Origin of the sequence: Bosea sp. OAE506 (assembly GCF_040546595.1) — a bacterium.
Lineage (GTDB): Bacteria > Pseudomonadota > Alphaproteobacteria > Rhizobiales > Beijerinckiaceae > Allobosea.
Genome location: NZ_JBEPOB010000001.1, coordinates 3,604,763 through 3,628,015, shown reverse-complemented (window position 1 = coordinate 3,628,015; position 23,253 = coordinate 3,604,763). Strand labels below are relative to the sequence as shown.

Here is a 23,253-nt window from a genome sequence, read left to right as displayed (position 1 = left end):
GGTCCGACGTCACGATGGCCAGAACGGCCGCATGCAGGCGTCGATGCCGGGGGGCAATCGTGAAGCACTACGTCGCGCAGATTCCGATGAGCCTCTTCGTGCCCGAGGCAATGCACTGGGCCATCAAGGACGTGCTCGAGGGCGAATATGAGACCGGCTATGACGGCGTCGGCCTCGACATTCTCGACATCGGCGCCAATGTCGGATCCTTCGCCCTTTGGGCAACGGCGCGCTGGCCGGGCAGCCAGGTAACCTCCTACGAGCCGCATCCCGGGACCTTCGAACTGCTCCAGCGCAACACGCACCGGCGCCGCGACATCGTCGCGGTCAACGCCGCCATCTTTCCCGGCGGCGCCACGACGGCGAGCTTCGTCAGCCGCTTCGCGGGCGACGGCGAATCCGGGCTTGCCTCCTATGCGGGCGACACCTTCGTCGACGGCGCCATGGTCGAGCGCTACGAGGTGGCGGTGGTCGATCCCGCCGGGCTGCCCTCGGCCGATATCGTCAAGATCGACATCGAGGGCGGGGAGGGGGATGTTCTCGACGGCCTCGACCTGTCGAAGACCTCGCTCGTCCTGCTCGAATACCAGAACCGCAAGAACCGCCTCCAGCTCGAAGCCCGGCTGCGCGCCGATTTCGAGCTGATCGACATGGTCGAGCACATCTGGGATCCGCTGCTCGAACAGCGCTGCTACCGCCCCGATCTGGCGGGCGACGTCTATGGGCGGATGTTCGCGGCCCGCAGGGGCATGACTCGGCTGACGCGCGCCGCCAGCCGCTGAGGCGGACGGTCGACCGCGGCGCCGCCGCGACGCCTCAGCCCACCTGTTCGTCCTGCCGCGACTGCACGCGGTCGCGGCCCAGACGCTTCGAGCGGTAGAGCGCGCCATCGGCATCCTGCAGCAGCTGGTCGAGCGGCTGGGAGGTGGCATCGCCCTCGGTGACGCCGATGCTCAGCGTCGGCGCGCTCGGCAGGTCCGGCCGCGCGGCGAGCGCGCCGGCGAAGGCCTGCCGCAGCCGCTCGGCCACGCGCACGCCCTCCTGCAGGCCAAGCCCCGGAAGCATCACCACGAACTCGTCGCCGCCATGGCGCGCGATCACGTCGCCGTCGCGCAGCTGGCTGCGGGCAACATCGGCGAAGAGCCGCAGGATCTCGTCGCCTGCCGCATGGCCATGCGTATCGTTCAGCCTCTTGAAGTGGTCGATGTCGATCAGCAGCAGCGCAGCCCGTCGCGGCAGGTCGCCGTCGCGGGCGAGGGCGGCCACTGCGCGTTCGAGCCCGCTGCGATTCTTGGCGCCCGTCAGCGGGTCGTGCTGGGCCAGCGCTGCGAGCTGGCTGGCACTGCGCTCCGCCGCCAGCAGCAACAGGGCATTGCCGCGGGCGAGGACGAGCGCTGCGGCGCCCACAGCGGTCCAGTGCATCGGCACCGGCTGAGCCGGAAACAGTTCCTCGCCGAAATGCCCGTTCCATGCCAGGACGGCGCGGATGACGAAGAGGATGCTCGTGGGCAGGAACAGCGCGACCAGAATCCAGGCCGAGCGCAGCCCGCCCCGCGTCGCAAGCCGAAAGCCCTCCCGCGTCACCGCGGCGTCGCAGCAGGCCCAGAGCAGCGCGACCAGCGCCGCGCGCCGCGGAAAGCCGCCCGGCTCGATCCACCACATCAGCAGGCTCATCGGGGCAATGACCGCGACCAGATAGTGAGACGGCTTCGTCCGCAATCCGGCAAAGCTGCGGACGCTGACGAGGACGAGGAGATAGCCCGCCCAGGCGAGCGTGTTGGCGAGGCCCATCGAGATCGCGTCCGGCAGCGATCCGCGCAGGACGGCGAGAACGATGCCGGTGCCGATCAGCAGGCTGCTCAGCCCCCACCAGAGCGGCCAGCGGCCGAAACGCCCGGTCGCGAAGGCGCTCAGCTGCAGCAGGCCGAGGATGATCGAGGTGGCGGCGGCCACCGCGTAGATGGTTCGCAGGTCGAGAGGCACAGGCAGGGTCCGGTCAGGCTCCGACTTCTCTAGCGTAAGGACGGCGAACGGTCTTCCATCTTTCGCGTTCGCGCGGCTCTTGCGGGGCGCGATCGCTTTTGCGGGTGCGGGCGCCTTGCATTCGGGGCGCTTCCCCTGTATGGCGCAGCCCATCCCACATGGGGAGCACCGCTTCACTCCCGAAGCGTTCCGGTGACCTTGCAGCTCATGCTCGGTTCATTCGCACCCCAGAGGCTCAACCGGAAGGACGATACAGACCATGGCTCTGCCCGATTTCTCTATGCGCCAGCTCCTCGAAGCCGGTGCGCATTTCGGCCACCAGTCTCACCGCTGGAACCCGAAGATGTCGCCCTACATCTTCGGCACGCGCAACAACATCCACATTCTCGACCTGTCGCAGTCGGTGCCGATGCTCTCGCGCGCCCTGCAGGCGGTGTCGGACACCGTCGCCCGCGGCGGCCGTGTGCTCTTCGTCGGCACCAAGCGCCAGGCGCAGGACGCCATCGCCGATGCGGCCAAGCGTTCGGCCCAGTACTACGTCAACTCCCGCTGGCTCGGCGGCATGCTGACCAACTGGAAGACCATCTCGGCCTCGATCCAGCGCTTGCGCAAGGTCGATGAGCTGCTCAGCGGCGGCGGTACCGGCCTCACCAAGAAGGAGCGCCTGATGCTCGCCCGCGAGCGCGACAAGCTCGAGAAGGCGCTCGGCGGCATCAAGGACATGGGCGGCACGCCCGACATGATCTTCGTGATCGATACCAACAAGGAAGCGCTCGCGATCAAGGAGGCCCAGCGCCTCGGCATCCCGGTCGCCGCCATCATCGACTCGAACTCGGATCCGGACGGCATCACCTTCCCGGTCCCGGCCAATGACGACGCCGGCCGCGCCATCCAGCTCTATTGCGACCTCGTCGCGCGCTCGGCGATCGACGGCATCTCCCGCGCCTCGGGCGATCAGGGCGTGGATATCGGTGCCTCCGAGGCTCCCGTGATCATCGAGGAAGCGCTGGCCGAGCCGGCCGCCGCCGATGCGGGCGTTCCCTTCGAGCTCCTGACCGCGCCGCGCGGCGCGCCGGACGACCTGACCAAGCTCTCGGGCGCCGGTCCGGACGCCGTGCAGAAGCTCAACGACGGTGGCGTCTTCCACTTCTGGCAGCTCGCCGCCGCTTCGCCGGCCGATGTCAGCAAGCTCGACCACGACCTGAAGCTCGGTGGCAAGATCGACCGCGAGGGCTGGGTCGCCCAGGCGCGCGAGCTCGCCGACGCCTGAGACCGGATGGCCGGAGGCGGCGCGTCATCGGCGCGTCGCAATCCGGCTGCTGAAGAGACCAAGACGAATGCCGACCAGCGCCGACGACCGGAAACGGGGCGTCGGCGTTGCCCCATAACGGGCTGGCCGGGCTGACTCAGCGGCTGCCGCCGTCCGGTGCCGCACGACAGACAAGGAAGAACGACAATGGCCGCGATCACCGCCGCACTGGTGAAGGAACTCCGCGACAAGACCGGCGCGGGAATGATGGACTGCAAGACCGCGCTCTCGGCTGTCGATGGCGACATCGAGGCAGCGATCGACTGGCTGCGCACCAAGGGCCTCGCCAAGGCCGCCAAGAAGGCCGACCGCGTCGCCGCCGAAGGTCTGGTCGCGGTGGCGGTGTCGGGTCACAACGGCGTCGTCATCGAGCTCAACTCCGAGACCGACTTCGTGGCCCGCAACCTCGAATTCCAGGGCCTCGCCCATGGCATCGCCAATGTCGCGCTGGAGCGGGGCGGTGAGGCCGAGGCGGTGCTGGCCCATCACTATCCGGGTGGCGGCACGGTCAAGGATGCCATCGCCAACGCGATCGCCACCATCGGCGAGAACATGAACCTGCGCCGCGTCGCGCAGCTCAAGGTCTCGGCCGGCGTGATCGGAACCTATGTCCACGGCGCGGTCGCCGACGGCCTCGGCAAGATCGGTGTCATGGTCGCACTCGAGTCGACCGGCAAGGCCGACGAGCTCGCCGCTCTGGGCCGCCAGCTCGCCATGCATGTCGCGGCGACCAACCCCGTCGCGCTCGACCTGGCCTCGGTCGCTCCGGAAGTGCTCGAGCGCGAGAAGGCGATCCTCGCCGAGAAGAACGCCGGCAAGCCGGCTCATGTGCTCGAGAAGATCACCGAGAGCGGGCTCAAGAGCTACGCCAAGGAATACTGCCTGCTCGAGCAGGCCTACATCCATGATGGGTCGAAGTCGGTCGGCCAGGTTCTCAAGGAGATCGAGGGCAAGGTCGGCGCGCCGGTGAAGCTGACGGGCTTCGCCCGCTACGCGCTGGGCGAGGGCATCGAGAAGGAAGAGCAGGACTTCGCCGCCGAGGTGGCCGCCGCCGGTGGCACCACGGGCTGACCGTCTCCGCTCTGACGACGCATGAAAAGGCCGCGCATCGCGCGGCCTTTTCTGTAGGAAGGGGTGCGGCGCGCGAATCGCGGGCCACTCCGCGCATCGGCGCGGACCGGCACCTCGCCCCCGGCGCGATGGAACAGCCGGCAACGACAAGAACGGAGACGATCCGATGCGGCCACAGCGCGTTCTCGTAAAGCTCTCCGGAGAAGCATTGGCCGGGCAGGCCGGTTCGGGCCTCGACGGAGCCACGCTCACGGCGCTCGCCGCCGACATCGCCCATGCCTCGCGCGAGGGCGTCGAGATCGCCATCGTCGTCGGCGGCGGCAACTTCTTCCGTGGCGTCCAGGGCCTCACCAAGGGCCTCGACCGCACCAGCGCGGACTCGATCGGCATGCTCGGCACGGTGATGAATGCGCTCGCCCTCGAACACGCGATCGAGAGCGCCGGCGCCCCGGCGCGGGCCATGTCGGCGGTGCCGATGCCCTCGCTCTGCGAGAGCTATGCCCGCAAGCGCGCGCTCGACCACCTCACCAACGGCAAGGTCGTGGTGCTGGGCGGCGGCACCGGTAACCCCTATTTCACGACCGATACCGGCGCCGCTTTGCGCGCGGCCGAGCTCGGCTGCAGCCATCTCCTCAAGGCGACGCAGGTCGACGGCGTCTATTCGGCCGATCCGAAGAAGGACCCGGCGGCGACCCGCTACGACACGCTGACCCATGCCGAGGCGATCAGCCGTGACCTCAAGGTCATGGACACGGCCGCCTTTGCCCTGGCGCGCGATGCCGGCCTCACCATCGTCGTGTTCTCGATCGCGGAGTCGGGCATGCTCGCCGCGGTGCTGCGCGGCGAGGGCCGCGCGACCTATGTCACGCCGTAACCGCTTCGTGTCACGATGTTCTTGACCCTGGACGGCCTCGCCGCCATGGTCGCGCCGGGTTTCAGAAATGCCCGGCAACGCATAATCGATCTCGCATCGCCGCCGGCGGCAGGGCCGCCCTTCTCCCCGGCGATGCACCAGTTCAAGGTCTAGATGACGATGGCCCAGACGACATTCGATCTCGCCGACGTGAAGCGCCGCATGCAGGGCGCGCTCCAGTCCTTCAAGGGCGATCTCGCCTCGCTCCGTTCGGGCCGCGCCTCGGCCAACATGCTCGATCCGATCCAGGTCGAGGCCTATGGCGCGCGCCAGCCGCTGTCCCAGCTCGCCACCGTCAGCGTTCCGGAAGCCCGCCTGCTCAGCGTGCAGGTCTGGGACCGCAGCATGGTCGGCCCCGTCGAGAAGGCGATCCGCGAATCCGATCTCGGCCTCAACCCGCAGACGGAAGGGCAGGTCCTGCGCATCCGCATCCCCGAGCTGAACGAGCAGCGCCGCAAGGAGATGGTCAAGGTCGCGCATAAATATGCCGAGGAATCCAAGATCGCGGTTCGCCATGTCCGTCGCGACGCCATCGACATCATCAAGAAGGTCGAGAAGGAGGGCGCCTTCACCAAGGACGACGTGACGCGCCAGTCCGACCAGGTGCAGAAGGCGACCGATCAGCACATCGCGGAGATCGACCAGGCGCTGGCGACCAAGGAGAAGGAAATCCTCAGCGTCTGACGCTGTCGGCGCTCAGGCGCCATTCCACCCGGCGCAAGGCCGAACGAGGCTTATCCAGAATGTCAGCAGGCCAGCGCCCGGGTCGCTCCGCCCCTCCCGCCCATGTCGCCATCATCATGGACGGCAATGGCCGCTGGGCGCAGATGCGCGGGCTGCTGCGGCAGGAGGGCCACCGGCGCGGGCTCGAGGCGCTGCGTGCCGCGGTGCGCAACGCCGGCGATCTCGGCGTCCGCATCCTGACGCTCTACAGTTTCTCCACCGAGAACTGGCGCCGCCCCGCCACCGAAGTCTCCTTCCTGCTCGGCCTGCTGCGCCGTTTCGTCGAGAAGGACCTCGGCGAACTCCACGCCGCCGGCGTGCGCGTCAGGATCATCGGCGGTCGCGACGACCTCAAGCCCGATCTGCGCCGGCTCGTCGAGCACGCCGAGGCAGTCACCCGCGACAACAGCCGCATGACGCTGGTCGTCGCCTTCAATTATGGCGCGCGCGACGAGCTGGTGCGCGCGGCGCGCCGGCTGGCGGCGGAGGCAGCGGCGGGGCGCCTCGACCCGGCGACCATCGACGAAGCCAGCCTCTCGGCGCGGCTCGACACGGCTGGTCTGCCTGACCCCGAACTGGTGATCCGCACCTCCGGCGAGACGCGCATCTCGAACTTCCTGCTCTGGCAGGCGGCCTATGCCGAATTCGTCTTCACTCCGGTCCTCTGGCCCGATTTCGACCGGGCCGCCTTCGAGGAGGCCCTGGCGGAATATGGCCGTCGCGAGCGCCGCTTCGGTGGGCTGGGTGAGCCGGTCGACCGCTCGGTGGGCGCGGCATGACAGGCCCCGCCGCCGGTCAGCCTCGATCCGGCCAGGGCGAATTGCGGCTCAGGATCATCTCCGCGCTGGTGCTGGCGGCCGTGGTGCTGCTGGTTACCGCCTGGGGCGGCTGGCCCTTCCGGATCGTCTGGACCCTCGTTGCCGGTCTCGTTGCTTATGAGTGGCTTTCGATCGCCGCCACCCGCGACCATGCGATCGCTGCCGCAGTCGGCGTCGTGTTCGCCGGCCTGCTGCTCGGCTTCGCGCCCGTGAGCCAGCCGGCGCTGGCGGGCGTCGCATCGCTCGCTGCTCTCGCCGGCGCCGTCCTGACACCGCGGATGCGCGGGCGGCTGCCGCTGGAGCTCTGCGGCGTCGCTTATGCGCTGGCCTTCGCCCTGGTCGCTCCCGCCTTGCGGGCTCAGCCGGAGATCGGCCTCTCGCTTCTGATCTGGAGCTTCGCCGTCGTCTGGTTGACCGACATCGCCGCTTATTTCACCGGCCGGCGCCTCGGCGGGCCGAAGCTCATGCCGAGCGTCAGCCCGGGCAAGACCTGGTCCGGCGCCATCGGCGGCGCGATCGCGGGGACACTCTGCGGCTATGCCGTCTGGGCGCTGACGCCCGCAGCCCAGCAGATCGTCGGGCCCGCAGCGGTCATCGCCGGATCGCTGGCGGCCTCGATCTTCAGCCAAATGGGCGACCTCTTCGAATCCGCCCTGAAGCGCCGCTTCGGCGCCAAGGATTCGAGCCGGCTCATTCCCGGCCATGGCGGTTTCCTCGACCGCCTCGACGGTTACTGGGCCGTGCTGGTCTTCGCCGGCCTCGTCCTCTTCCTCGCCCATCTCTGACGCGGATCAGCGCATGCTTCGCACCGTCACGCTTCTCGGAGCGACCGGGTCCATCGGGCGGTCGACCCGCGCCGTCGTCGCAGAAAATCCGGAGCGGCTGCGGATCGGGGCTGTCGTCGCCGGGCGCGATGTCGAGGCCCTGGCCCGCGTCGCAGTCGAGACGGGAGCCTCTTTCGCCGCCCTGGCCGATGCGGAGGCGGGCCCGGCCCTGGCCGAGGCGCTGGCCGGGACCGGCATCGCTTCGGCCGCGGGTCTTTCGGCGGTGCTGGAGGCGGTCGCGCGCGACAGCGACATCGTCGTCAGCGCAATCTCCGGTGCGGCGGGGCTGCAAGCCACCTTTGCGGCGTTGACGCCTGGCCGTGTCGTCGCACTGGCCAACAAGGAGAGCCTGGTCTGTGCGGGGGCGGCCGTGATGGCGCGGGCCGCTGCGGTCGGTGCGCGCATCCTCCCGCTCGATTCGGAGCACAACGCCCTCCATCAGGTGCTGGGGGCCGAGCCGATCTCCGCGATCCGCAGCATGACGCTGACGGCTTCCGGCGGCCCGTTCCGGACCTGGAGCGCCGAGCGGATCGCGGCGGCCCGGCCGGAGGAGGCTCTGGCCCACCCCAACTATGCGATGGGCGCCAAGATCTCGATCGACTCGGCCAGCATGATGAACAAGGGGCTCGAACTGATCGAGGCCTGCTTCCTCTTTGGCCTGAGACCCGACCAGCTCGAGGTGCTGGTCCACCCGCAGCAACTCGTCCACGGCCTCGTCACCTTCCGCGACGGTTCGGTCAGCGCCGGCATGGCTTTGCCGGATATGCGCGTCGCCGCCGCCCATTGCCTGGGGATCGACGGCCGGCTCGATGCACCGCCCGCGCGTTTTCTCGATCTCGCGATCTCGGCGCCACTGACCTTCGAGCGGCCCGATCTCGTCCGCTTCCCTGCGCTGGGACATGCCATGGCCGCGCTCGCCGCCGGGGGCGCGATGCCGGCCGTGCTGAACGCAGCCAACGAGGTCGCCGTCGCCGCCTATCTGGAGGGCCGCATCGCCTTTCCTGGCATCGCCGCTCTGGTCGAGGCGGTCTGCGCCACCTCGGAGGCCGCGCGGCCGGCGCCGGCTGATGTGGCGGAGGCGCTCGCCATTGACCATGAGGCGAGAAACCGCGCGCGGGCGCTCTTGTCGCGACCGCCCTTCGCTGTCACCTAGGGGCGGGCAGCAGGAGCTTGAGATGGAATTCGTCACGACCCTCTGGAACGGCAGCGGCTCCCTGCTGAGCTATATCGTCCCATTCCTGTTCGTTCTGACGCTCGTCGTCTTCGTCCACGAACTCGGCCATTTCCTCGTCGCCCGCTGGTGCGGGGTCGACGTCAAGGTCTTCTCGATCGGCTTCGGGCGGGAGCTGTTCGGCTTCAACGATCGGCGCGGCACGCGCTGGCGCTTCGCGCTGATCCCGCTCGGCGGCTATGTGAAGTTCTCCGGCGATGCCGATGCGGCCTCCGCGGGCACTGATTCCGCCGAGTTGCGCACGATGACGCCGGAAGAGCGTGCGCGCTCCTTCCCCGCCCAGTCGATCGGCGAGCGGGCGGCGATCGTCGCCGCCGGCCCTGTTGCCAATTTTCTCCTCGCGATCCTGATCTTCGGCGCCACCGTCTATGCCTTCGGCAAGCCGGTCCTGGCCCCGCGCGTCGACCAGGTCGTCGCCGGCAGCGCCGCCGAGCGCGCCGGGCTGCGCTCGGGCGATCTCGTGGTCTCGATCGACGGGCGCTCGGTCACCAGCTTCGCCGAGATGCAGCGCCTGATCTCGGCCCGACCCAACGAGACGCTGTCCATCGTGATCGACCGCGCCGGCGGCCTCGTCACGCTGCCCGTCACACCGGCGCTGGTCGAACAGAACACGCCGCTCGGCAAGCAGCGCCTCGGCGTCGTCGGCATCCAAGCCTCGCGCCAGCAGAGCGACTGGAAGACCCAGCATTATGGCCTGCTCGAATCGGCGCAGGTCGGTGTGAGCGAGACCTGGTACGTGGTCGAGCGCACCTATGATTATCTCGCGAAGCTCGTGAGCGGGCGGGAATCGGTCGACCAGCTCTCCGGTCCGATTCGGATCGCGCAGGTCTCGGGTGTCGTGGCCCACAACTCCGGCCTGATGGGGCTGATCAACCTCGCCGCCATCCTTTCGGTCTCGATCGGGCTGATGAACCTCTTCCCCGTGCCGATGCTCGATGGTGGCCATCTCGTTTTCTACGCGATCGAGGCCGTGCGCGGCCGGCCCTTGAGTGACCGCGCCCAGGAAATCGGCTTTCGTCTGGGCCTCGGCCTCGTGCTGATGCTGATGCTCTTTGTGACCTGGAACGACCTGCTGCACGTGCGCTCGCTGCTCTAGCGGGCGCTGGCGGCGGGGACGAGCCGGTGGAAGGCGTGCCCGGCGGGGTGTCTCTTTCTCGGCGCTTAACGATTTGAGCGGCTTTCGAGCCGTCGCGCGGCGCAGGTGCGGAATCTCGGCGCTGTCCCCAGCTCATACGGGGCGCCGGCCAAACCCGGTTTCGAGGGCGGTTTGCGGCGAAATCGCGGCGATGCGCGTGACCTCCAAGCAACGAGCGCTTCGAAAATATTTTGTTAACGACAATGCCGGTTTGCACCCTGCGGGAAACTTTGTAGAAGCGAATGGACTGCAATGTCTCCATGCGCCCCCCTGTCGGGTGGGTGCCCCCGGATACGGGGTGGTGACCTGAGAAATGGAATAGGCGACCCGATGACGTCGACCCAAAAGAGCCGGTCCATCAGAACGCGGCTCTCTCGATCAGTCGGACTTTCGGCCTTCATGGTGGCCGTGAGCGGTGGCGTGGTGTTCGCGCAGGCCGTGATTGTCCAGGGCAACAGGCGCGTCGACGCGGAGACGATCCGCTCCTATGCGTCGGGGCAGAGCGCGCCGGAGTCGATCCGCGAGAGCCTTCTGGCCACGGGCCTGTTCAGCAACGTCCAGGTGAGCCGCCGCGGCTCCCAGACCGTCATCTCCGTGCGGGAGAGCGACTCGATCAACCGCGTCGCCTTCGAGGGCAATCGCCGTCTGAAGAGCGAAGTCCTGCTGCAGCAGGTCCAGTCGAAGGCCGGCGGCCCGATGAGCCAGCAGCTCATCGACGCCGACGTCGCCCGCCTGAAGGAAGTCTATCGTCGCGCCGGCTACGGCCTGTCCTCGGTGAGCGGGCGCATCGCGCCGCTGCCGAACGGCCGTTCGGACGTCGTCTTCACGATCAACGAGAGCGGCAAGACCGGCGTCAAGTCGATCAATTTCGACGGCAACCAGATCTATTCGGACGGCCGCCTGCGCGGCCTGATGACCACGACCGAGTCGAACTTCCTGAGCTGGATCAAGACCTCGGACGTCTATGATCCCGAGCGGATCGCCTCGGACCTCGAGCTGGTGCGTCGCTTCTATCTGAAGAACGGCTATGCCGACTTCCAGATCGTCAGCAACACCGCGCGCTTCGACGAGACGTCCGGCGGCTGGGTCATCGACATCGCCGTCTCCGAAGGTCCGCAGTACAAGGTCGGCAACGTCGCCGTCGATTCGAGCCTGCGTGAGCTCGATTCCGCTGCGCTGCAGAGCTATGTCGTCACTTCGGTCGGCGACACCTACAACGCCGAGGCCGTCGAGCGGACGCTCGTAAACCTGACCACCGAGGTTTCCCGTCGCGGTCATCCCTTCGCGCAGGTTCGTCCCCGCGGCGACCGCGATTCGGCCGGCCGCCTGATCGGCATCACCTATGTCGTCGACGAGGGCCCGCGGGTTTATGTCGAGCGCATCAATGTGCGCGGCAACACCCGTACGCGTGACTATGTCGTCCGCCGCGAGCTCGATCTCGGCGAGGGCGACGCCTACAACAAGGTGATGGTCGACCGCGCCGAGCGTCGCCTGAACAATCTCGGCTTCTTCAACAAGGTGCGCATCACCAACGAGCCGGGCTCCGCGCCCGATCGTGTGGTCGTGAACATCGAAGTGGAGGACAAGGCCACCGGTTCGTTCTCGATCTCGGGCGGCTATTCGACCTCGGACGGCATCATCGGCGAAGTCGCTCTGTCGGAGTCCAACTTCCTCGGCCGCGGCCAGTTCGTCCGCATCGCGGGCACACTCGGCCAGCGCACCCAGGGCGTCGACTTCTCCTTCACCGAGCCCTATTTCCTCGGCCGTCGTATCGCTGCCGGCTTCGACCTGTTCTCGAAGTTCAGCGACAACTACAACACCGGCCGCTTCGAGAGCCGCGTCACCGGCGGTACCGTCCGCCTGACCTTCCCGATCACGGAAGAGTTCTCGATCACGCCGCGCTACTCGATCTACCAGACCGAGATCGAGATCCCGAACACCACGACCCGGCCGTACAACGATTGTACGCTTCCGATCGCGGGCGTCACGCCCGGCACGGCTCGAGCGATCGCAGTCAGCCAGACGATCAACTGCCTGACCAACGGCGAAGCGACGGTTGCGGTCAAGGAAGCTCAGGGCACCACGTTGACCTCGCTGGTCGGTCTTGGCTTTAACTACAACTCGCTCGACAGCAACCAGACCCCGCGAAATGGCTTCATTGCGGAGGTCAAGCCCGAGTTCGCCGGTGTGGGCGGCGACTCGAAGTTCCTGCGCGTCTCGGCCGATGCGCGTTACTACAAGGAAATCTTCGACGACGTGGTCGGCTTTGCCCGTGTCCAGGGTGGTCACGTCCAGGCGACGAGCGGCAATCTCCGCATGATCGATCACTACTTCCTCGGACCGACCCTGGTGCGCGGCTTCGCGCCCTCCGGCATAGGTCCGCGCGACGTGCTGAACGATCCGACCGCGAACGCGCTCGGCGGAACCAGCTATTTCGGTGGTTCGCTCGAAGTGCAGTTCCCGATTTGGGGTCTGCCGCGCGATCTCGGCCTGCGCGGCGCGGTCTTCGCCGACGCCGGTACGCTGTTCAACTATGATGGCGGCAACGCGGTTGCGTCTGCGGCCTGCCCGGCAGGGTCTTCGGCGCGGCAGTTCAACGTTGCTCTGTCTCAGGGCCAGTCGGCCCAGACGAACATCGCCTGCGTGCGTGACAAGAACGTCATCCGCTCCTCGGTCGGCGTCAGCTTGCTCTGGCAGTCGCCGCTCGGCCCGATCCGCTTCGACTACGCCTACGCGCTGTCGAAGGATGACGGCCAGTTCGGCACGGCGATCATCAACGGCCAGGCCGTCACCGCGAAGTACGGCGGCGACCGCACTCAGGCCTTCCGCTTCTCGGGCGGCACCCGCTTCTGACGAAGCGGGGTGCCTCCGCACCCCGCTCCGGACACACCCGATGTCAGAACCCCAATTCTTCCCGGCCGCGACCTCGCTCGACTTCGGCGAGGTCGCTTCCATTTCGGGGCTCACGCTTCCCGAAGGCGTCGACGCGTCACGCCGCGTGACGGGCGCCGCGGCGCTCGAGCACGCCGGCCCGTCCGACGTCGCCTATATGGACAACCCGAAATACACCGACGCGCTGGCGGCCACCTCGGCCGGGCTCTGCCTGGTCTCGCCGCGCTTTGCGGAGCGGGTTCCCGCCGGAACCACGGCGCTGGTCTCGCCGGCGCCCTATCACGCCTTTGCGCGCGTGCTCGCGCGCTTCTTTCCCGCCGCGCTGAAGCCCAGTTCGGTCTTCGGCTCCCAGGGCGTCGCGCCTGGCGCCTTCGTTCATGCCACGGCGGTTCTCGAAGCAGGCGTCACCGTCGATCCCGGCGCCGTCGTTGGCCCTGGCGCCGAGATCGGGGCGGACACCGTCGTCGCTTCGCATGCCGTCATCGGCCCGCATGTCCGCATCGGCCGCAACTGCTCGATCGGCGCCGGAGCCACGTTGCAGGCGACGCTGGTCGGCAACCGCGTCATCATCCATCCCGGCGTCCGCATCGGCCAGGACGGTTTCGGCTTCGCCATGAGCCCCAAGGGCCACATGAAGGTGCCACAGATCGGCCGCGTCATCATCCAGGACGACGTCGAGATCGGTGCCAACACCTGCATCGACCGGGGCGCCAGCCGCGACACGGTGATCGGCGAGGGCACCAAGATCGATAATCTCGTCCAGATCGGCCACAACGTCGTCGTCGGTCGCCATTGCGTCATCGTCTCTCAGGTTGGCATCGCCGGATCGTCGACGCTGGAGGATTTCGTGGTGCTCGGCGGCCAGGTCGGGCTTGCGGGGCATCTGACGATCGGGATGGGCGCCCAGATCGCGGCCCAAAGCGGCGTCGCGGGCGATGTTCCCCGTGGTGCGAAGTATGGCGGCTATCCGGCCCAGCCGGCGCTGAACTGGGCGCGTGAGAGCGCGCTGCTCAAATCCCTGCTCGCCAATCGCAGCAAGGGCAGATCCCAGGGCTGAGGCGGCGTTTCGGCGCGGCCCGGCTGTTGGCCTCGCCGCGTCTGGCGGCTAGAAGCAACCGGTGAGGCGGAGCGGGCTCCGCGCGGGAGACACGAGACGATGACCGAGGCGACGACGACGCTGGGTGTGGCCGACATCCAGAGGATCATGGCCTGCATTCCGCATCGATACCCGTTCCTGCTGGTCGACCGCGTCGTGGAGATCAATGGCGACGAGTCCGGTGTCGGCATTAAGAACGTGACGATCAACGAGCCGCAGTTCACCGGGCATTTCCCTGATCGGCCGGTATTCCCCGGCGTACTGATGATCGAGGCGATGGCGCAGACCGCCGGCGTCCTCGTGGTCAATGCCCGCGGCAGCGACGATGCGGCCGTCCGCAGCGTTCTCTTTACGACCATCGACAACGCCAAGTTCCGCAAGCCCGTCGGGCCCGGGGACACGCTGCGCTTCCACCTCACCAAGGTCGCCCGCAAGCGCAACATCTACTTCTACCGCGGCGAGGCGCGCGTCGAAGGCACGCTGGTTGCCGAGGCCGATCTCTCGGCGATGGTCGTCTGATGAAGGTCCGCGAGAGCAGGACGGCCGCGGCCGTGAGTGTCAGGTCATGAGCGCAACGATTCATCCCATGTCGGTCGTCGACCCCGCCGCGAAGATCGCGGCCGGCGTTACTGTCGGCCCGTTCTGCACGGTTGGCGCCGACGTCGTTCTCGAGGAGGGCGTCGAGCTAATCAGCCATGTCGCGATTTCCGGCCGCACGACCGTGGGAGCGCGGACCAAGATCTATCCCTTTGCCTCGATCGGCCATCCGCCGCAGGATGTGAAGTACAAGGGTGAGCCCTCGACGCTAACCATCGGCATCGACTGCCTGATTCGCGAAGGCGTGACGATGAACCCCGGCACCGAGGGGGGCGGCATGAAGACGACGGTCGGCGACCGTTGCTTCTTCCTAGCCAATTCGCATGTCGCCCACGACACGTCGATCGGCGACAACGTCATCTTCTCCAACAACGTCATGTGCGCCGGCCATGTGAAGGTCGGCAACTTCGTCATCGTCGGCGGTGGGACCGGCCTGCACCAGTTCATCCGCGTCGGCGATCACGCCTTCATCGGCGGTGGCGCGGGCGTGATGCACGACGTCATCCCCTTCGGCCTCGTGCGCGACAACCCGGCCCATCTCGCCGGGCTCAACCTCGTCGGGTTGCGCCGCCGTGGCTTCACCCGGGAGCAGATCCACGAGCTGCGCCGTGCCTACCGTCTGCTCTTCGCCGACGAGGGCACGCTTTCTGAGCGCGTCGAGGATGTCGCCAGCGAGTTCGCGGCGCATCCGCTGATCCACGAGATCCTCGACTTCATCCGCAACGGCGGCGAGCGCGCCATCTGCGTGCCGCACGACGTCAACGCGCCCGATCGGTGAGCGCCGGTCCGGCCGTCACGCCGGCGACGCGCGGCCCGCTCGCGATCATCGCCGGCGCCGGGGATTTCCCGCCGCGTCTCGCTGCGCTGGCGGCGCAGCAGGGTCGTTCCGTCTTCGTGGCCGCCTTGGACGGCGCCGCCGAGTCCCGCTGCTTTCGGCGCAGCCGAACTCCAGGTCTATAGGCTGGGCCAGCTCGGCCGCCTCCTCGAAGAGCTGCGCCGTCGGCAGGTCAGCGACCTCGTCCTGATCGGGAGCCTGCCCCGGCCGAGCTTCTCGTCGCTGCGGCCCGAGGCCTCGACGCTGAAATACCTGCCGCATTTCGCCCGTGCCTTCCGTGGCGGCGACGACCATCTGCTGCGCGGCGTCGTCGGCTTCTTCGAAGGCCAAGGCTTCGCCGTGCACGGGCCGGCCGAGATTGCCCCGGCTATGACGGCACCCGCGGGCGCGCTCGGCCGCCGAACGACATCCCCGGAGCAGAAGGCGCTGATCGCGCGCGGCTTCGAATTGCTGGCCGCGCTCTCGCCCTTCGATGTCGGGCAGGCGGCGATCCTCGCCGACCATCGCGTCATCGCCATCGAAGGCGCGGAGGGCACCGACGCCATGATCCGCCGGGTCGCCGAGATGGTGGCCTCTGGGCGCCTGCGCATCGCCAAGGGCGACGGCGTCCTGGTGAAGGCACCCAAGGACGGGCAGGATCTGCGCGTGGATATGCCGGCGATCGGCCCTCAGACGCTGCGCAACGTCACGCAGGCCGGCCTGTCAGGCATCGGCCTGCGCGCCGGTCGCGTCCTCGTCGGCGATGCGGAGGGGCTCGGACGGCTGGCCGACCAGGCGGGGCTCTTCGTCGAGGGCGTGCCATGACGAGCCCGTTCCGGCTCGCCATCGTCGCCGGCGAGGCCTCGGGCGATGCGCTGGCGCTGCGTTTCCTCGAGACCCTGCGCCAGAGGCTGGCGCCGCGCGAGGTCATCGTCACGGGTGTCGGCGGCGAAGCGCTGATCGCCGCCGGGCTGACTCCGCTGTTTCCGCAGGCCGACATCGCCGTGATGGGCTTTGGCCCCGTCGTTGCGCGCCTGCCATTGCTGCTGCGCCGGATGGAAGATGCCGCGCGCGGCATCGCGCGTTTTGCGCCGGATCTCCTGCTGACCATCGACGCGCCCGATTTCGGCCTGCGCGTGGCCAAGAAGGTTCGTGCCCGCGCGCCCGACATCGCGATCGCCCATTGGGTCTGCCCCAGCGTCTGGGCCTGGCGTTCGGGCCGGGCGCGGCGCATGCGGCCCCATATCGACCGGATCCTCGCGCTGCTTCCCTTCGAGCCGGCGGCGCTGGAGCGGCTTCACGGTCCTCCGACGATCTATGTCGGCCACCCCTTGATCGAGCGGCTGTCCGATCTGCGGCCGGATGCTGCCGAGGCCGCGCGGCGGGCTGATCTCGCGTCTCCCGTCGTGCTGGTTCTGCCCGGTAGCCGGCGCTCGGAAATCCGCCACCTCATGCCGGTTTTCGGGCAGGCGATCGCCCGCATCGCGGAGAAGTGGCCCGGCGCTCGCTTCGTTCTGCCTGCCGTGCCGCATCTCAAGGACGAGATCGCGCAGGCGGTGGCGGGCTGGGCCCGACAGCCGGAGATCGTGCTGGGCGAGGTCGAGAAAACTCGCCGCGTTCCGCAATGCGCGCGCGGCGCTGGCGGCGTCGGGAACCGTGACGCTCGAACTGGCGCTTGCGCAGGTCCCGACGGTGGCCGCCTATCGCGGGGCAGGCTGGGAGGCAGCCATCGCGCGGCGATTGATCAAGCTGCCGAGCGTGATTCTGCCCAATCTGATCCTCGGCCGCAGTGTTGTGCCGGAGTTCATTCAGGACGACGCGACGGCGCAGACCCTGGCCGATCAGCTTGAGGCAGCGCTCGCCGAGGGGCCCGGGCGGGAGCGGCAACTCGCGGGCTTCGCCGAGGTCGAGACGATCATGCGCTCGGCCGGCGCGAGCCCTGCCGCCAACGCGGTCGAGGCCGCGCTGGCGCTGGTCATGAGCCGGGCCGGCGGGCCGGGCGGCCCGCGCGGCGCCTGAGGCTCACTCGAGCGCGGCGCCCGAGGCCTTGGCGATCGGGAACCACTTCGCCACCTCGATCTTGACGTGCTCGCCCAGAGCCTCCGGCGTCGAGCCGACGATCTCGGCGCTGACGTCGTTGAGCCGCTGCTTGACGTTGGCGTCCTTGAGCGCGTCGTTGGCGGCCTTGTTGAGCTTCGCGACGATGTCGGCCGGCAGCTTCGCCGGTCCGAACAGCGCGTTCCAGGTGTAGGTCTCGTAGCCCGCGAGCCCACCCTCGGCGATCGTCGGCAGATCCGGGAAGGACGCGACGCGGTCCTTGGTCGTCACGCCGATCGCGCGCAGCTGGCCGCTGCGGATGAACTGTGCGGAGGAGGGCAGGTTGTCGAACATGATCGGCACCGCGCCCGCGACGACGTCGTTCAAGGCCGGACCGGCGCCGCGATAGGGCACGTGGTTCATCTGGACGCCGCCGATCGACTTGAACAGCTCGCCCGAGAGATGCAGCGGCGTGCCGACGCCGGACGACGCATACGAGTACTTGCCGGGCTCGGCCTTCAGCACCGCGATGACCTCCTGGACCGTCTTGGCCGGGAAGCTCGGATGCACGACCATGACGTTCGGCACCACCGCCAGCAGCGAGATCGGGGTGAAATCCTTCACCGGGTCGAAGGTGACGGTCTTCAGGATCGCCGGGTTCAGCGCATGGGTCGAGATCGTGCCCATCAGGATCGAGTAGCCGTCCGGTGTCGCGCGGGCGACCGCGGTGGAGCCGACATTGCCGCCGGCACCGGCCCGGTTCTCGATCACGACCGACTGGCCGAGCAGCTCGCCCATCTTCTGGCCGACAAGACGCGCGACGATGTCGGTCGAGCCGCCGGCGGCGAAGGGAACGATCAGGTTGATCGGGCGGGTGGGGAAGGCAGCCTGGGCCTGCGCCTGGCCGCCGGCCAGGGTCAGGGCCGAAGCACCGGCGATGAAGCCGCGCCGGGAGAGATCATGCGAGTGGGACAAAAGCTGTTCCTCCGGAAGGTTGTTTCGAGTGTAGCGGGTCGGCGCGGTGCGTCATCGCCGGTCGCGATATCAATCATCTGAAACAATAAAGGGCGCGACGGCAAGCCGTCGCGCCCTTTCGGGGATCGTTGTCGACGAGCTACGGCTCAGCGCCGGCCGATCGGCGTGTATTCGCGCAGCGGCGAGCCCGTATAGAGCTGGCGCGGGCGACCGATACGCTGGGACGGATCCTCGATCATCTCCTTCCACTGCGCGATCCAGCCGACGGTGCGCGCCAGCGCAAACAGCGCCGTGAACATCGAGGTCGGGAAGCCCATCGCCTTGAGGGTGATGCCCGAATAGAAGTCGATGTTCGGATAGAGCTTCTTCTCGATGAAGTAGCTGTCCGAGAGCGCGATCCGCTCGAGCTCGATGGCGACGTCGAGCAGCGGATCGTCCTTGATGCCGAGCTCGTTGAGCACCTCATGCGTGGTCTTCTGCATGATCTTGGCGCGCGGGTCGTAGTTCTTGTAGACCCGGTGGCCGAAGCCCATCAGGCGGAAGGGATCGTTCTTGTCCTTCGCCTTGGCGATGAATTTCGGGATGTTCTCGACCGAGCCGATTTCCTCGAGCATCTTCAGCGCCGCTTCGTTGGCGCCGCCATGGGCGGGGCCCCAGAGGCAGGCCGTGCCGGCCGCGATGCAGGCGAAGGGGTTGGCGCCCGAGGAGCCCGCGAGACGGACGGTCGAGGTCGAGGCGTTCTGCTCGTGGTCGGCATGCAGGATGAAGATCCGGTCGAGCGCGCGCGCCATCACCGGATTGACCTTGTACTCCTCGGCCGGGACCGCAAAGCACATGCGCAGGAAGTTCGAGGCATAGTCGAGCGAGTTCAGCGGATACACGAAGGGCTGGCCGACCGTGTACTTGTAGGCCATCGCCGCGAGCGTCGGCATCTTCGCGATCATCCGCATCGAGGCGACCATGCGCTGATGCGGGTCCGAGATGTCGGTCGAGTCGTGGTAGAAGGCCGACATCGCGCCGATCGAGCCGACCATGACCGCCATCGGATGCGCGTCGCGGCGGAAGCCCTGGAAGAAGCGGGCCATCTGCTCGTGCACCATGGTGTGGCGCGTCACGCGATAGTCGAAATCGGCCTTCTGCGCGGCGGTCGGCAGTTCGCCTTCCAGCAGCAGGTAGCAGGTCTCGAGGAAGTCGCCATGCTCGGCGAGCTGCTCGATCGGGTAACCCCGATAGAGCAGCACGCCCTCGTCGCCGTCGATATAGGTGATCTGCGACTCGCAAGCGGCCGTCGAGGTGAAGCCGGGGTCGTAGGTGAACATGCCCGTCTGGGCGTAGAGCTTGCCGATGTCGATGACGGACGGGCCGATCGAACCCGTCTTGATCGCCATATCGACGGTCTTGCCGTCGACCTGAAGCTGGCTGGTGGTTCCGCTCATCGATACCGATCCTTTCAGGCTCGCTGCTTTTCAGGCGTCGTCGCGCTCGGTCCGTTCACGGTTGTCCATGAGGCCTGTCCTTCGTCAGATCGAACCGACATGACGCTGTCGTGTCGGCGCGGGCGCAGGCAGGTGGGCAGGGCGGTTCATCCGACTGATTTTCAAGCAATATTTATGCCCGCTCCGGCACGCGCCGCAGTGGCCATGTCCGGCGTCACTAGACCATTTGCAGACCCGGTTCAACCGAGCCGAAAGACGGTCGGGACCGCGTTTTGCTCAGCTCTGGTCAGCGAGACGCGCAAGGGTTTCCTCGCGGCCCAGCACCGCCATCACGTCGAACAGTCCGGGCGACATGGCGCGACCCGTCAGCGCGGCGCGCAGCGGCTGCGCCGCCTGCCCGAGCTTGAGCCCATTCGCCTCCGCATAGCCGCGCACGGCGGCCTCCAGCGCCTCGACCGACCAGTCGTTGATCGCCGCCAGCGTCTGCGCGAGGCCCGGCAGGCGCTGCCGGCCGGCCTCGTCGAGCAGCGCCGCCGCCTTGGCGTCGAGCTGCAGCGGGCGCGCCGCATACAGGTAATAGGCGCTGTCGAGCAGCTCGACGAGCGTCTTGGCGCGCTCCTTCAGCCCCGGCATCGCGGCCAGGAAGCGCTGCTCTAGTTCCGGCGAGAGCGTGGGGCCCAACCCGCGCGGCGGCCCGATCTCGGGCAGGATCACCTTCAGAGCGTCGAGCAGGTCGCGGTCGGAGGACTGGCGCATATAGAGCCCGTTCAGGCTCTCGAGCTTGGCGAAGTCGAAGCGCGCCGCCGAGCGGCCGATCGAGCCGAGGTCGAACAGCTCGATCATCTCCTGCGTCGAGAAGATCTCCTGGTCGCCATGGCTCCAGCCCAGCCGCAGCAGATAGTTGCGCAGCGCGACCGGCAGATAGCCCATCTCCCGATAGGCATCGACGCCGAGGGCCCCGTGGCGCTTCGACAGCTTGGCGCCATCCGGCCCGTGGATCAGCGGGATATGCGACATGCTCGGGACCTTCCAGCCCAGCGACTGGTAGATCTGCGTCTGGCGCGCGGCATTGGTCAGGTGGTCGTCGCCGCGGATGACATGGGTCACCCCCATGTCATGGTCGTCCACGACCACGGCGAGCATATAGGTCGGGTTGCCGTCCGAGCGCAGCAGCACGAGGTCGTCGAGGTTCTCGTTCTGCCAGACGACGCGGCCCTGAACCTCGTCCTCCACCACCGTCTCGCCCGTCTGCGGCGCGCGCAGGCGGATCACCGGCTTGACGCCCTCTGGCGCGGTGGCGGGATCGCGGTCGCGCCAGCGCCCGTCATAGCGCATCGGCTTGCCGGCAGCCTTGGCCTGCTCGCGCATCTCGTCCAGTTCGGCCGGCGTCGCATAGCAGCGATAGGCATGGCCGCTGGCGAGCATCTGGTGCGCCACCTCGCGATGCCGCTCGGCGCGGGCGAACTGATAGACGGTCTCGCCATCCCAATCGAGGCCCAGCCATTTCAGCCCGTCGAGGATCGCCGTGATCGCTGAGTCCGTCGAACGCTCGCGGTCGGTGTCCTCGATACGCAGCAGCATCTTGCCGCCAGTGCGGCGGGCATAGAGCCAGTTGAACAACGCCGTACGCCCGCCGCCGATATGCAGGAAGCCGGTGGGCGAGGGCGCAAAGCGCGTGACGACGGCATCGCTCATGGACAACAAAGGCTCCGGCAGGCCCCTCGCGACAGGGACCCGATGAGGGGCGGGAGGACGAAGCGGCGCCCGCTGTCGCAGCACGCGCCGAAGCCAGAAATGACATCCGGCGCGGCCCCTGTAACATGGGGGGACCGCCGCCGTTAAGGGCCAGATGCAAGCCCTGTCGCGCCGGCGCAGGATGGGGGCAGGCCATGACGCCGGCGCCGTCAGGGCAGGGGGAGCGGGTGCCGCGGCGCGGGGCGCTTGCGGCTGTCCTGCCATGGCGCCGTCCGACCGGTCGTTTCGGCGGTGTCCGCCTCGGCCTGGCGATCGCCGACCTGCGCAACGCCGTGTCGGCCACCTTGTCGCGCGAGGCCGAGCGGCGCCGGCTCTTCCTCTGGCTGCCGGTGGCGATGGGCATCGGCATCCTGCTCTATTTCGCAGCCGATGCCGAACCGGCGCTCTGGGCGCCGCTGACGGGCGTCACGCTCGCCGCCGCGGCCGCGATGCTGCTGCGCAGCCGCCCGCGCCTGGCCTGGCTCTGTCTCGGGCTGGCGGCTGCCTTCGCCGGTTTTGCCGCGGCGGCCTGGCGCACCGCGACGATCGCTGCGCCCCTGCTGGAGCGGCCGCGCGTCGGCCAGGTCTCAGGCTTCGTGGAATCGGTCGAGGCGCGCGATGCCGGCGCCCGGCTCGTCATCCGCGTGACCGGCATCGCCGGGCTCGAACGGCCGCTCTGGCCGAAGCGTGTGCGCGTCAACATCCGGTCCGGGACCGTGGCGCCCGGGGACCATGTCGCGGCCGTGGCGCGCCTGCTGCCGCCGCCAGGCCCGGCCCGGCCAGGCGGCTATGATTTCGGGCGCGACGCCTTTTTCCGCGGCATCGGCGCCGTGGGCAGCATCGCGGGCAAGATTGCGCTCAGCCCGCCGCCGCATCCGCCCGACTGGGACCTGCGGTTGGCGGCGGCGATCGACGGCGCCCGCAACGCCCTGACCCAGCGGATCGCCTCGGTCGCCGGCGGGCAGGCGGGGGCGATGGCGGCCGCCCTCGTCACCGGCAAGCGCGGGCTGATCACCGAAACCACCAATGCGGATCTGCGCGCCGCGGGCATCTACCACATCGTCATGTGCGATAGCATATGCCGGCAACCGTAAAATCCTATCTAACATTATGATAAGATGGCGGTTTCACCGGTATCTACCCTCGCGAGATTTTTGGGGCAAGCGGGAAACAAGGCCTCATTATAGGCACCGAAAAAGATATCGACTTTGGGATTTCAGATTCGCTATCGATGTTCAGCGTCATATTGCGATGCTTCATTCCTCAAAGAGATATTTTATGCGTTTGATCGAAGTCCCCAAGTCCGATATCGGAAAGATCGGCAAGCTGTTCGTTGTTGAGCGTGAACTTGAAAACTCATATCTCGTCTATATCGACGAGGAAGACGAGCCTGTTCAAATTGAAGACTGATGGAAGACGCCCGCAAGGGCGTCTTTTTCCATTTCGACCTCTCTTCCTCTCACGCATGATCTGCGATCCTTGCACTAGCTGAACTTTGCAGTCCGGTCGGACCTTCAAGCCGGCTCTGAAAGGCTGCGTTCGCGATCTTGATGTTGACTGCCGCCGCCGCGAACTCGCGATACTCGTGTCTGGCCGAATTCTCCCAGTGCGTGTTGAGCGAATAGCCGGTCTTGCCTGCGAGGTCGAACAGCGGCCAGACCAACG

23 protein-coding genes and 2 pseudogenes are annotated in these 23,253 nt (G+C 67.9%); 20 read left to right on the top strand and 5 right to left on the bottom strand.

The window, feature by feature from the left end; all coding sequences use genetic code 11:
- Nucleotides 1–59 precede the first annotated feature (59 nt).
- Nucleotides 60–782, top strand: a complete 723-nt coding sequence (locus ABIE41_RS17620) for an FkbM family methyltransferase (RefSeq protein ID WP_192641596.1) — start codon at nucleotides 60–62, stop codon at nucleotides 780–782.
- Between the two features lie 34 nt (nucleotides 783–816).
- Here the strand turns inward: ABIE41_RS17620 and ABIE41_RS17615 are convergent, their stop codons facing one another.
- The gene (locus ABIE41_RS17615; protein WP_192641595.1) at nucleotides 817–1,983 is read right to left on the bottom strand and encodes a GGDEF domain-containing protein; all 1,167 of its coding nucleotides are present in this window, start codon (nucleotides 1,981–1,983) and stop codon (nucleotides 817–819) included.
- A gap of 259 nt (nucleotides 1,984–2,242) precedes the next feature.
- Here ABIE41_RS17615 and ABIE41_RS17610 point away from each other — a divergent pair, with 259 nt between their 5' ends.
- From ABIE41_RS17610 to ABIE41_RS17530, 17 genes and pseudogenes are all read left to right on the top strand, one after another.
- The gene (locus ABIE41_RS17610; protein ID WP_192641594.1) at nucleotides 2,243–3,253 is read left to right on the top strand and encodes a 30S ribosomal protein S2; all 1,011 of its coding nucleotides are present in this window, start codon (nucleotides 2,243–2,245) and stop codon (nucleotides 3,251–3,253) included.
- A 186-nt stretch (nucleotides 3,254–3,439) separates the two neighbouring features.
- Nucleotides 3,440–4,363 (top strand): translation elongation factor Ts, encoded by a 924-nt coding sequence (gene tsf, locus ABIE41_RS17605; protein WP_192641593.1) that lies wholly within the window; start codon nucleotides 3,440–3,442, stop codon nucleotides 4,361–4,363.
- Nucleotides 4,364–4,529: 166 nt separating this feature from the next.
- Entirely contained in the window at nucleotides 4,530–5,237 is a 708-nt protein-coding gene (pyrH, locus tag ABIE41_RS17600) for a UMP kinase (protein WP_192641592.1), read from the top strand.
- Nucleotides 5,238–5,396: 159 nt separating this feature from the next.
- Nucleotides 5,397–5,960 (top strand): ribosome recycling factor, encoded by a 564-nt coding sequence (frr, locus tag ABIE41_RS17595; RefSeq protein WP_192641591.1) that lies wholly within the window; start codon nucleotides 5,397–5,399, stop codon nucleotides 5,958–5,960.
- 59 nt (nucleotides 5,961–6,019) lie between these two features.
- Nucleotides 6,020–6,778 (top strand): isoprenyl transferase, encoded by a 759-nt coding sequence (locus ABIE41_RS17590; RefSeq protein WP_192641590.1) that lies wholly within the window; start codon nucleotides 6,020–6,022, stop codon nucleotides 6,776–6,778.
- On the top strand, nucleotides 6,775–7,602 hold the full coding sequence (locus tag ABIE41_RS17585) for a phosphatidate cytidylyltransferase (RefSeq protein WP_192641589.1): 828 nt from the start codon (nucleotides 6,775–6,777) through the stop codon (nucleotides 7,600–7,602). Before ABIE41_RS17590 ends, ABIE41_RS17585 begins: the two co-directional genes overlap by 4 nt.
- Before the next feature lie 13 nt (nucleotides 7,603–7,615).
- The gene (gene dxr / locus ABIE41_RS17580) at nucleotides 7,616–8,794 is read left to right on the top strand and encodes a 1-deoxy-D-xylulose-5-phosphate reductoisomerase (protein ID WP_192641588.1); all 1,179 of its coding nucleotides are present in this window, start codon (nucleotides 7,616–7,618) and stop codon (nucleotides 8,792–8,794) included.
- A 22-nt stretch (nucleotides 8,795–8,816) separates the two neighbouring features.
- Nucleotides 8,817–9,968, top strand: a complete 1,152-nt coding sequence (rseP, locus tag ABIE41_RS17575) for an RIP metalloprotease RseP (RefSeq protein ID WP_192641587.1) — start codon at nucleotides 8,817–8,819, stop codon at nucleotides 9,966–9,968.
- 369 nt (nucleotides 9,969–10,337) lie between these two features.
- Entirely contained in the window at nucleotides 10,338–12,860 is a 2,523-nt protein-coding gene (gene bamA, locus ABIE41_RS17570) for an outer membrane protein assembly factor BamA (RefSeq protein WP_192641586.1), read from the top strand.
- A gap of 40 nt (nucleotides 12,861–12,900) precedes the next feature.
- Complete coding sequence (gene lpxD, locus ABIE41_RS17565; RefSeq protein WP_192641585.1) at nucleotides 12,901–13,956, top strand: UDP-3-O-(3-hydroxymyristoyl)glucosamine N-acyltransferase; 1,056 nt, start codon at nucleotides 12,901–12,903, stop codon at nucleotides 13,954–13,956.
- A 99-nt stretch (nucleotides 13,957–14,055) separates the two neighbouring features.
- Nucleotides 14,056–14,514 (top strand): 3-hydroxyacyl-ACP dehydratase FabZ, encoded by a 459-nt coding sequence (fabZ, locus tag ABIE41_RS17560; RefSeq protein WP_192641584.1) that lies wholly within the window; start codon nucleotides 14,056–14,058, stop codon nucleotides 14,512–14,514.
- Between the two features lie 46 nt (nucleotides 14,515–14,560).
- A complete protein-coding gene (gene lpxA / locus ABIE41_RS17555) occupies nucleotides 14,561–15,370 on the top strand; it encodes an acyl-ACP--UDP-N-acetylglucosamine O-acyltransferase (RefSeq protein ID WP_192641583.1) in 810 nt (269 codons plus the stop codon).
- Complete coding sequence (locus ABIE41_RS17550) at nucleotides 15,367–15,552, top strand: hypothetical protein (RefSeq protein ID WP_354192655.1); 186 nt, start codon at nucleotides 15,367–15,369, stop codon at nucleotides 15,550–15,552. The genes lpxA and ABIE41_RS17550 overlap by 4 nt, the downstream gene beginning before the upstream one ends.
- A pseudogene (locus ABIE41_RS17545) lies at nucleotides 15,548–15,784 on the top strand (DUF1009 domain-containing protein); the annotation flags it as partial. The gene ABIE41_RS17550 and the pseudogene ABIE41_RS17545, both read left to right, overlap by 5 nt.
- A gap of 12 nt (nucleotides 15,785–15,796) precedes the next feature.
- On the top strand, nucleotides 15,797–16,231 hold the full coding sequence (lpxI, locus tag ABIE41_RS17540) for an LpxI family protein (protein WP_354192653.1): 435 nt from the start codon (nucleotides 15,797–15,799) through the stop codon (nucleotides 16,229–16,231).
- Nucleotides 16,228–16,893 (top strand): annotated as a pseudogene (locus ABIE41_RS17535) (lipid-A-disaccharide synthase); the annotation flags it as partial. The gene lpxI and the pseudogene ABIE41_RS17535, both read left to right, overlap by 4 nt.
- Before the next feature lie 169 nt (nucleotides 16,894–17,062).
- Nucleotides 17,063–17,425 (top strand): glycosyltransferase family protein, encoded by a 363-nt coding sequence (locus ABIE41_RS17530; protein ID WP_354192651.1) that lies wholly within the window; start codon nucleotides 17,063–17,065, stop codon nucleotides 17,423–17,425.
- 3 nt (nucleotides 17,426–17,428) lie between these two features.
- Here ABIE41_RS17530 and ABIE41_RS17525 read toward each other — a convergent pair whose 3' ends face one another.
- The 3 genes from ABIE41_RS17525 to gltX all read right to left on the bottom strand — a co-directional run bounded on the left by ABIE41_RS17525 (nucleotide 17,429) and on the right by gltX (nucleotide 21,549).
- The gene (locus tag ABIE41_RS17525) at nucleotides 17,429–18,418 is read right to left on the bottom strand and encodes a tripartite tricarboxylate transporter substrate binding protein (protein WP_192641580.1); all 990 of its coding nucleotides are present in this window, start codon (nucleotides 18,416–18,418) and stop codon (nucleotides 17,429–17,431) included.
- A gap of 146 nt (nucleotides 18,419–18,564) precedes the next feature.
- Nucleotides 18,565–19,854, bottom strand: a complete 1,290-nt coding sequence (gltA, locus tag ABIE41_RS17520) for a citrate synthase (RefSeq protein WP_192641579.1) — start codon at nucleotides 19,852–19,854, stop codon at nucleotides 18,565–18,567.
- Nucleotides 19,855–20,130: 276 nt separating this feature from the next.
- Nucleotides 20,131–21,549: a glutamate--tRNA ligase gene (gene gltX, locus ABIE41_RS17515; RefSeq protein ID WP_192641578.1), complete on the bottom strand. Its 1,419-nt coding sequence runs from the start codon at nucleotides 21,547–21,549 to the stop codon at nucleotides 20,131–20,133.
- A gap of 194 nt (nucleotides 21,550–21,743) precedes the next feature.
- Here gltX and ABIE41_RS17510 point away from each other — a divergent pair, with 194 nt between their 5' ends.
- Both ABIE41_RS17510 and ABIE41_RS17505 read left to right on the top strand, forming a co-directional pair.
- On the top strand, nucleotides 21,744–22,682 hold the full coding sequence (locus ABIE41_RS17510; protein ID WP_192641577.1) for a DUF4131 domain-containing protein: 939 nt from the start codon (nucleotides 21,744–21,746) through the stop codon (nucleotides 22,680–22,682).
- Between the two features lie 184 nt (nucleotides 22,683–22,866).
- Nucleotides 22,867–22,998, top strand: coding sequence for a hypothetical protein (locus ABIE41_RS17505; RefSeq protein WP_354192648.1), 132 nt, complete (start codon nucleotides 22,867–22,869; stop codon nucleotides 22,996–22,998).
- A gap of 49 nt (nucleotides 22,999–23,047) precedes the next feature.
- Here the strand turns inward: ABIE41_RS17505 and ABIE41_RS17500 are convergent, their stop codons facing one another.
- Nucleotides 23,048–23,251 (bottom strand): hypothetical protein, encoded by a 204-nt coding sequence (locus ABIE41_RS17500; RefSeq protein WP_192641576.1) that lies wholly within the window; start codon nucleotides 23,249–23,251, stop codon nucleotides 23,048–23,050.
- Nucleotides 23,252–23,253 lie beyond the last annotated feature (2 nt).

Bases quoted from the DNA above. Each gene is read 5' to 3' on its own strand.
- ABIE41_RS17590 (WP_192641590.1), top strand. From the start codon at position 6,020: ATGTCAGCAGGCCAGCGCCCGGGTCGCTCCGCCCCTCCCGCCCATGTC.
- pyrH (WP_192641592.1), top strand. From the start codon at position 4,530: ATGCGGCCACAGCGCGTTCTCGTAAAGCTCTCCGGAGAAGCATTGGCC.
- gltX (WP_192641578.1), bottom strand. From the start codon at position 21,549: ATGAGCGATGCCGTCGTCACGCGCTTTGCGCCCTCGCCCACCGGCTTC.
- ABIE41_RS17610 (WP_192641594.1), top strand. From the start codon at position 2,243: ATGGCTCTGCCCGATTTCTCTATGCGCCAGCTCCTCGAAGCCGGTGCG.
- fabZ (WP_192641584.1), top strand. From the start codon at position 14,056: ATGACCGAGGCGACGACGACGCTGGGTGTGGCCGACATCCAGAGGATC.
- ABIE41_RS17510 (WP_192641577.1), top strand. From the start codon at position 21,744: ATGACGCCGGCGCCGTCAGGGCAGGGGGAGCGGGTGCCGCGGCGCGGG.
- tsf (WP_192641593.1), top strand. From the start codon at position 3,440: ATGGCCGCGATCACCGCCGCACTGGTGAAGGAACTCCGCGACAAGACC.
- lpxD (WP_192641585.1), top strand. From the start codon at position 12,901: ATGTCAGAACCCCAATTCTTCCCGGCCGCGACCTCGCTCGACTTCGGC.
- ABIE41_RS17505 (WP_354192648.1), top strand. From the start codon at position 22,867: ATGCGTTTGATCGAAGTCCCCAAGTCCGATATCGGAAAGATCGGCAAG.
- frr (WP_192641591.1), top strand. From the start codon at position 5,397: ATGGCCCAGACGACATTCGATCTCGCCGACGTGAAGCGCCGCATGCAG.
- lpxI (WP_354192653.1), top strand. From the start codon at position 15,797: ATGACGGCACCCGCGGGCGCGCTCGGCCGCCGAACGACATCCCCGGAG.
- gltA (WP_192641579.1), bottom strand. From the start codon at position 19,854: ATGAGCGGAACCACCAGCCAGCTTCAGGTCGACGGCAAGACCGTCGAT.
- bamA (WP_192641586.1), top strand. From the start codon at position 10,338: ATGACGTCGACCCAAAAGAGCCGGTCCATCAGAACGCGGCTCTCTCGA.
- lpxA (WP_192641583.1), top strand. From the start codon at position 14,561: ATGAGCGCAACGATTCATCCCATGTCGGTCGTCGACCCCGCCGCGAAG.
- ABIE41_RS17585 (WP_192641589.1), top strand. From the start codon at position 6,775: ATGACAGGCCCCGCCGCCGGTCAGCCTCGATCCGGCCAGGGCGAATTG.
- rseP (WP_192641587.1), top strand. From the start codon at position 8,817: ATGGAATTCGTCACGACCCTCTGGAACGGCAGCGGCTCCCTGCTGAGC.
- dxr (WP_192641588.1), top strand. From the start codon at position 7,616: ATGCTTCGCACCGTCACGCTTCTCGGAGCGACCGGGTCCATCGGGCGG.